Genomic DNA, 7,167 nt, shown 5'->3' with positions numbered 1-7,167 from the left:
GCGCCCCAGCAGGCACCCCAACACACACCTCAGCAGGTACCCTCAACCAACCACCCCTCCACGCAGGCGCCCCAGCAGGCACCCCAACACACACCTCAGCAGGTACCCTCAACCAACCACCCCTCCACGCAGGCGCCCCAGCAGGCACCCCAACACACACCTCAGCAGGTACCCTCAACCAACCACCCCTCCACGCAGGCGCCCCAGCAAGCATTCCAACACACACCTCAGCAGGTACCCTCAACCAACCACCCCTCCACACAAGCGCCCCAAAACACCACCTCAACCAACCACCCCTCCACGCAGGCATCCCAAAACACCGCCTCAATCAACCCCACCTCCACACAAGCGCCCCAAAACACCGCCTCAACCAACCCCACCTCCACACACACACACCAACAGGCACCCACACACACCCCCCAACAGGCGCCATTTCCCATTCTTTCTTCAACAAACCGTACCATTGTTATCACTGAAGGAGAAATTGATGCGCTATCCTTAGCCGCCTATGGATATCCGGCGGTTTCTGTTCCCTTTGGAGGAGGCAGTGGAGGAAAACACAACTGGATTGAAAATGAATTTGATCATTTAGAATCTTTTGAAACGATTTTTTTAGCCACCGATATGGATCCGCCCGGAGAAGAAGCAGCCCGTGAGATTGCCAGCAGGCTTGGACGCCACCGTTGCTACCGTGTCCGTTTACCCCTTAAAGATGCCAATGACTGTTTAACCGCAGGGATCGATAAAGCCACCATAAAAGCCGCCTTTTCCTCAGCACAAAGCTTTGCACCAGAAGGTTTACGGCGCGCCTCAGACTATAAAGATCAAGTGATTGGGCTTTTTTGGCCAGAGCCTGAAAAACATCTTGGTTATACGGTTCCCTATCCTAAACTGAAGGACAAATTGCATTTCCGCCCAGCAGAATTAACGCTCTGGAGCGGTGCGAGTGGTGCAGGTAAAAGCCAATTATTATCAGACTGTATTCCCCATTGGATTGCACAAAAGAGTCGCCTTTGCTTAGCGTCTTTAGAAATGAAAGGAGAACAATCGCTTCGCCGTTTAACCAAACAAACGGGCGGCTTAGAACAGCCTACAAAAGAGACGATTGAACGGATTCTTCATTTTTTAGACGAAGGGCTTATTCTTTATGAACATGTTGGCAAATCAAGCGTTGACACCTTGCTTGAAGTCTTTGACTATTGTCGTGCGCGCTATGGCTGCGATCAATTTATCATCGACAGTTTGATGCGGCTTGGCATTGCCTCTGATGATTATGCAAGACAAGAACAAGCCGTTTATAAAATGGTTGATTGGGCTGTTTTAAACAGTGTGCACATCCACCTTGTCGCCCATGCCCGCAAAGGCGGTCTGGATAAAGATATCCCCAGCACAGAAGACATTAAAGGCGCCTCAGAAATTGGTGCCAATGCCTTTAACATCATCACCATTTGGCGCAATCGGTCGTTGGAAGATAAAATCTTTGCCGCCTCTCTCGCACAAGAAAAAGCAGATTTAGCCAAACGCCCAGGTGTCATTATGAATATTGCCAAACAACGTTCTGGTGATTTTGAAGGCAAAATAGGGCTTTGGTTTGATCCCCAAACTTATCGCTATCGCTGTTCTTTTGAACAATCATTCCCTCGACGTTATCTGTAATGCCCCATAAACCCCACTCTCTTTAAAAACGCCTCCGCTTTCAAACGCGCACGTCTTGCTCCCACAGAAACAACAGGAAGGATCAATCCACAAATGATGAAAAACACCCAATCCTTCGCGAACCAAAGCCTGCTCAACCCTAGATTCTCTGCTCCCAAACGCAAACAAAAAAAGGTCGCTCCAACAACGGCGCAAAACACCCCCCCCTTCAATAGCCACAAACAACGCGTCACCACCCCATCTCGCCGCCCCCTCATATGCAAAATCAAGAACCACTCCAACAGTGCAGCAAACACGATCCCTATCAAGGACAGGAGACCCCATGGTATGTCCATATTCTCCATCCCCCAAAGAGCTAAAAAAAGGACGACTCCTAAAATGCAATAAAACAGCACTTCCTTCAAAAAGAGGGAAACACCACAAATACAATAAAACGCCGCCCGCCACCACGAAATATCGAAGCGCTTGGAAACCTTATAAGTACTAATAACGACAACAATAAAAAGGTAGGAAAATACCAACAACAGCAAAAAAAACAAATCGTTCGACATCACATACCCCTCACAGCAAGCCCATTAAAGATCACACCCATAAGACAAAAAACACACCCTACTTTAAGAACCAAGCCCATAGAACACGCGCACGCCTTGCTCCCTCACAAACAAAAGGAAGGGTAAATCCAAAAATGAATAAAAACACCCTCTCATTCGAGAACCAAAGCCAGCTCAACCCTAGATTCTCTGCTCCCAGACGAGTAAAAAAAAGGAGAGTACCAAAAATGCAGGAAAACAGCACAAAATTCAAAGCACGCAACGACCTCTGTAGCACCGTATCACTTTGCTCGCGTATAAAGAACCCCAAGAGCACTTTCAACAATAAAGACAAGAGCAAAACCTTTAAGAATACCGCCCTTATGCTATCCATATCCCTGACGCCCACAGCAGCAAACCACAGGATAAAGCCCATCATGCAACAAAACATAACTGCCTTTAAGAACACTTGCCCCGCCACAGGCATACTCTTGACGCCCAGATGCACCAAACCAAGGACAGTTGCAAAAATGCAAGAAAACACCGCCCCCTTTAAGAGCAGCTCCCCATCAACAGCGCGCCTGCCCACGCCCACATAAATAAAACCAAGGTAGGTGGCAAGGGCGCCATAAAGCACCACCCATCTCCAAAACATCCACCCTGTAACAGAGCGACGCTTGGCAATCTTATCAAGAAAAATCAAGGACAGAGCAAAAAAGCAGAAAAACCAAGGCAACAGCCAAAACATCACATCGTTCGACATCAAATACCCCTCACAGAAAGAACATCAAAGACCACGCCCGTGGGAAAGAAAAATGCTCATTTTTTTAAGCCCCCAACAGTACACGCATACACCGTACCCCCTCCAGAGCAAAAAAAGGAACAAGTCCAATAGTGCCCGCAAACACCCCATTGTTCGAGATCACAAACCAGCGAACCCCCATATGCTTAGCGCCCACATGCGCCAACCCAACAACAGCTCCAACAACGCCGCCAAGCAGCAGAAACCTCAAAAAAAAACACCCCACGCGCTATCCCCTTACCCCGCACCCTCATAAGCAAAACCAAGGACAGCTCCAGCAATGCAACAAACACCGCTCCTATCACTAAAAATTCCCATGATATATCAAAACGCTTTACTCCCTTATAAGCAAAGCCAAGAACCACTACAGCAATGGCGCAAAACACCACAGCCTTGAAAAACACGCCCCACGATACAGTCCTACTGTTTGCTCCCACAACAATAAAACAAAGGACAGCTCCAGCAATGCAAGAAAGCTCCACCCCCTGCCAAAACACCTCCCACGTAATAGCCGGTCGCCCCGCATCTTCATAAGCAAAACCAAGGAACATGCCAACAACGCCGCAAAACGCCAGCCCCTTTAAAAACATGTCCCGCGCAACCACCATACGCCCCGCTCCTTCATCAATAAAAATCAGAGACCATGCCAAAAATGCAGCAAAAGATCAATCCTTTTCAAAGAATGAAATCCTAAACCCAAGACGCCTTGCCCCTCTATAAATAAGAGCAAGGACAAAGCCCAAAAGGACATAAAACACCCACTTGTTTGAAAACCACACCTGAGCCAAACCAAAATGCTCAGCTTGCTTATAAACAAAATCAGAGACAGCAGCCAAAATGAAGCTCAACAACACCATCTTGAGGAACAAACCCTTCGTTACACCACGCCGCTGCATTACTTCATAACCCAACATAAGGAAAATACCGGGAATGCCATAAAACGCCACAGCTCGTAAAAATACGCCCCACGTCATCCCAAGAGCCTTCATTTCCACATAAACAGCCACAGAGACATAGGCTACAATACAGCTAAACACCAATCCCTTCAAAGACAAAAGCCCGCGCAACATCATGCCATTCCCCCATCAAGTCATTCAAGGAAAATCCACCATGCGACAAAACACCCCTCTTTTCAAGAACCAAATCCATGGGGCTCCCACACACAAGCGCAACAGTCCAAGTCACCCCCAAGAGCGCATACCCACACAGCACACTCCAACACATGTCTTCCTCTCATCCCCCTCTTTTGCCTAGATCAAGCAACATTTTTTTAAAAACGAGAAGCAAAATTAAAATTTTTAAGGAGATGCTATGACCCATAAGCAGAAAAAAAATATGCAAACCTGCCCGCTTGATCATCAAAATCAAGAAAAACACATTGGTCATTTAAAGACGCAAGAAATCCCTGTTGAAACGCGTAATCCTTATTTTAAACCCAATCATCGAGAAAGTTCCAGCAACCCGCGCACCATCAATGCCATTGCCAATGCACAAAGCCATCCCATTGCACTTTTATATGCGAAAGGACATCTCAGCAAAGCCCAATATAAAGCGGCAGAACGTTTTTATTTTTACTGGCGTCAAAGCCAAGCCGATCTCCACATGAGCCTTGACTACACCCGTGAAAAGGTTTCCTGTAGCCAAGGGTACACACACCCTATTGAACGTCAAATAGAAGCCTCCAATCATTTAAGAACAATCAAAGTTCAACTGGGTATTCTTGGCTATTCACTGCTTGAACGCGTTATCGGCCATGGACAAGCGATAAAAGAATTAAGTTCTTCAAAACGCAAACAAAACTCTCTTGCCGATCATTTACGAGATTGTTTAGACTTGCTCGCATTTCATTGGGGATATGCAAACCATAAACATTTTGAATAATCCCCCTCCTCGCCATTTTAAGCGGCCTCCCATGTTGCCCCCGCCCCCTCTAAAGAAACCTCCCCCACACGGGCTCAAGCATCCAGCAGCTCTCGCCTCCATTTTCATTACCTTGCCCCCACCCAAAAGGACAATACTTCCCCCCCACACACATACTTAAGATACACTCCACACTCTTAAAAACAAAAAGCCTTCCCCCATATCAGTCCTATAATCATGAGGGGCTCTTAATTCGTTTTTGATTGAAGAATATTCTCAAGATGCTTGCATGTATCATAATATTTTTAAATATAGTTTAATTAATATCGAGTCTTAAAATAAATATTCAATTGAAAAAAGTATTACGTTTTAATGCAAAATGACAAAATTTTTTGTAAAAAGTATTTTTTATATTGCTATTTTTTCAATTCTCTGCTAATTATAATGTGGTAGGTTCTTTAAGTATGATTTTTTTGTATTTAGTACGGCCTTTTAAATTTATTCTTTTTTGACACGTCCTGCGAGTCAATGTTAAAATTCTCCTGCTTTTTGGTCCTCTGATTGCGACGGAGGACTTTTTTTTATGACTGTACTTTTTTATGACTGTATTGTCTTAAATCACTTCCTTATGAGCTTTGTGATAATTCCTCCATAAGGTTTACCCGCAAAATAGATCATTCTTTTGTCAAATTGACTTGCGTTCCATTCTTAAAGAACAAAGATTCTTAACTCAATCTGATTTACAAACAGCTTGGATACACTTCCCTCTTGGTTTGCCATTCCCTCTTGGCTTCTATTCAGGTTTTTCCGCTAAACTCAAGGCGCAACAGAAGCTTGCTCTGTCTCAAAAATTCACCACGCCCTTAAAAAAACACTTAAAACATATCCAAGGAAGCTTGCTTCATATCACCAAACCTCAAATGACCGTGTTTTACGACATAACAGAATGACTTAACTACTGGATAACTTTCTTTATCGCCCCCCAACAGGTTGATGTATCACGACAACATATTGATTTATAATCATCATATCCCGTTATCCATATAAAATTAAGAGACGCAGATATCATAGGGATTCTCTCATTTTAAATTTATTTCATGTTGCATCAATCAACACCTTGTCTTTTCCACATTACAAACATGAGAGACATATGAAATAACGCACTTCAAAGATTTCAAAGATAAAGAATCAAAATGCCTCTTATGAACACGCTCAAGAGCCAAAGGCTGTCATCATATGAGGCGCGAATAGTATGATAATGTGCTGGCTTTTCCTTATGAGATTTTAAAGAAGGACTTATCCACTTCACAAGAGATTTCTCCATTATCAGATTTACCAATATCTCCAATCACCAATATAATTGTGATGATAAGATCACATAATGTTTTTAAACAAGTAGGTAAATGTGCAACACAAATATATTCTATTTAGAACACTCTGTTTTATGTGAGTCGCGTAAACTCCCATTAAAAACAAAATCCCCCATTAAAAACAAAATCCCCCATTAAAAACAAAATCCCTATGAGAAAAAATCTAAAGCGTGAAGATAAAAACATGAGACAAGTGTGATTCCATTCAGATATTGCTCTTTAACCGTCAAACCGAATAAAAATAGATCCGGAAAGTATGTTAATCTTCCTACCTTAAGAGATAAACTAAGAATATAGACAACATCTCTCCTAACATTCCCCTTTTTCTAGCATCGCTTAAGAATCAAAAGTTATACAGCTTATTTTGTCATATTATAAAGCACTGTTTTTTAAGGCGGTATTGAAGCAGTTAAAACAATTGAAGTGTTTAGCCAACGCCATCGCCATTAGCAAAGCTAAAAAAACAAACTGTTGAAAAGCCGTGCATATCTTGTGTAAACACAAAAAAAACAAAAAAAAGGCACAAAAATATCTCAATTTTTATAAAAATACTCAGCGTCTTTTACGATTGTATTGACGAACAACCCTTATCACATAATCATCTTAAATATTGAGAATAAAGAATGAATAGCCCTCGCAAATACAGCAACCTATCAATAAAAATATAAAAACAAATCTTTTTGTTATCTCTGTTTCTTATGGAATATGCCTTTCCCTATGGATGCACTTTAGCCTCCAAAGAGTGCATTCAATCCATGGAAAGGATGCACTCCGCGCCTTCAATAGAGTGCATCCTTCCCCTCAACGGAAACTGCCAAACCCTCATAAAGGCAGTATCCAATCTATAAGAGGATGCACTCCGCGCCTTAAAAAGAGTGCATCCTTCCCCTCAACGGAAACTGCCAAACCCTCATAAAGGCAGTATCCAATCTATAAGAGGATGCACTCC

At 43.4% G+C, this 7,167-nt stretch carries 7 protein-coding genes; 2 read left to right on the top strand and 5 right to left on the bottom strand.

Translation table 11 applies throughout. The annotated features are described in order from the left end of the window. The coding region (locus tag ACFIQC_RS07190; RefSeq protein WP_375706947.1) for a toprim domain-containing protein at window positions 1-1,656 on the top strand (1,656 nt) is incomplete at its 5' end. Here ACFIQC_RS07190 and ACFIQC_RS07185 read toward each other — a convergent pair. The 5 genes from ACFIQC_RS07185 to ACFIQC_RS07165 all read right to left on the bottom strand — a co-directional run bounded on the left by ACFIQC_RS07185 (window position 1,633) and on the right by ACFIQC_RS07165 (window position 4,212). Further along, the gene (locus ACFIQC_RS07185) at window positions 1,633-2,085 is read right to left on the bottom strand and encodes a hypothetical protein (RefSeq protein ID WP_375706946.1); all 453 of its coding nucleotides are present in this window, start codon (window positions 2,083-2,085) and stop codon (window positions 1,633-1,635) included. The two genes, ACFIQC_RS07190 and ACFIQC_RS07185, sit on opposite strands and share 24 nt — an antisense overlap. Window positions 2,086-2,265: 180 nt before the next feature. Further along, window positions 2,266-2,949: a hypothetical protein gene (locus tag ACFIQC_RS07180; protein ID WP_375706945.1), complete on the bottom strand. Its 684-nt coding sequence runs from the start codon at window positions 2,947-2,949 to the stop codon at window positions 2,266-2,268. Window positions 2,950-3,134: 185 nt separating this feature from the next. Further along, entirely contained in the window at window positions 3,135-3,638 is a 504-nt protein-coding gene (locus tag ACFIQC_RS07175; RefSeq protein WP_375706944.1) for a hypothetical protein, read from the bottom strand. Window positions 3,639-3,653: 15 nt separating this feature from the next. Then, the gene (locus ACFIQC_RS07170) at window positions 3,654-4,061 is read right to left on the bottom strand and encodes a hypothetical protein (protein ID WP_375613618.1); all 408 of its coding nucleotides are present in this window, start codon (window positions 4,059-4,061) and stop codon (window positions 3,654-3,656) included. Further along, complete coding sequence (locus tag ACFIQC_RS07165; protein ID WP_375706943.1) at window positions 4,018-4,212, bottom strand: hypothetical protein; 195 nt, start codon at window positions 4,210-4,212, stop codon at window positions 4,018-4,020. The genes ACFIQC_RS07170 and ACFIQC_RS07165 overlap by 44 nt, the downstream gene beginning before the upstream one ends. 87 nt (window positions 4,213-4,299) lie before the next feature. Here ACFIQC_RS07165 and ACFIQC_RS07160 point away from each other — a divergent pair, with 87 nt between their 5' ends. Then, window positions 4,300-4,869, top strand: a complete 570-nt coding sequence (locus ACFIQC_RS07160; protein ID WP_375621509.1) for a hypothetical protein — start codon at window positions 4,300-4,302, stop codon at window positions 4,867-4,869. Window positions 4,870-7,167 lie beyond the last annotated feature (2,298 nt).

The sequence above is a fragment of the Bartonella sp. AA126HLJHH genome (assembly GCF_042197425.1).
GTDB lineage: Bacteria > Pseudomonadota > Alphaproteobacteria > Rhizobiales > Rhizobiaceae > Bartonella.
Note: the sequence above shows the minus strand (reverse complement) of the source record. Positions and strands in the feature narration are given on the sequence as shown.

Excerpts from the sequence above, each read along its gene's own strand:
- ACFIQC_RS07170 (WP_375613618.1), bottom strand. The coding sequence starts at position 4,061 with ATGATGTTGCGCGGGCTTTTGTCTTTGAAGGGATTGGTGTTTAGCTGT.
- ACFIQC_RS07165 (WP_375706943.1), bottom strand. The coding sequence starts at position 4,212 with ATGTGTTGGAGTGTGCTGTGTGGGTATGCGCTCTTGGGGGTGACTTGG.
- ACFIQC_RS07180 (WP_375706945.1), bottom strand. The coding sequence starts at position 2,949 with ATGTCGAACGATGTGATGTTTTGGCTGTTGCCTTGGTTTTTCTGCTTT.
- ACFIQC_RS07160 (WP_375621509.1), top strand. The coding sequence starts at position 4,300 with ATGACCCATAAGCAGAAAAAAAATATGCAAACCTGCCCGCTTGATCAT.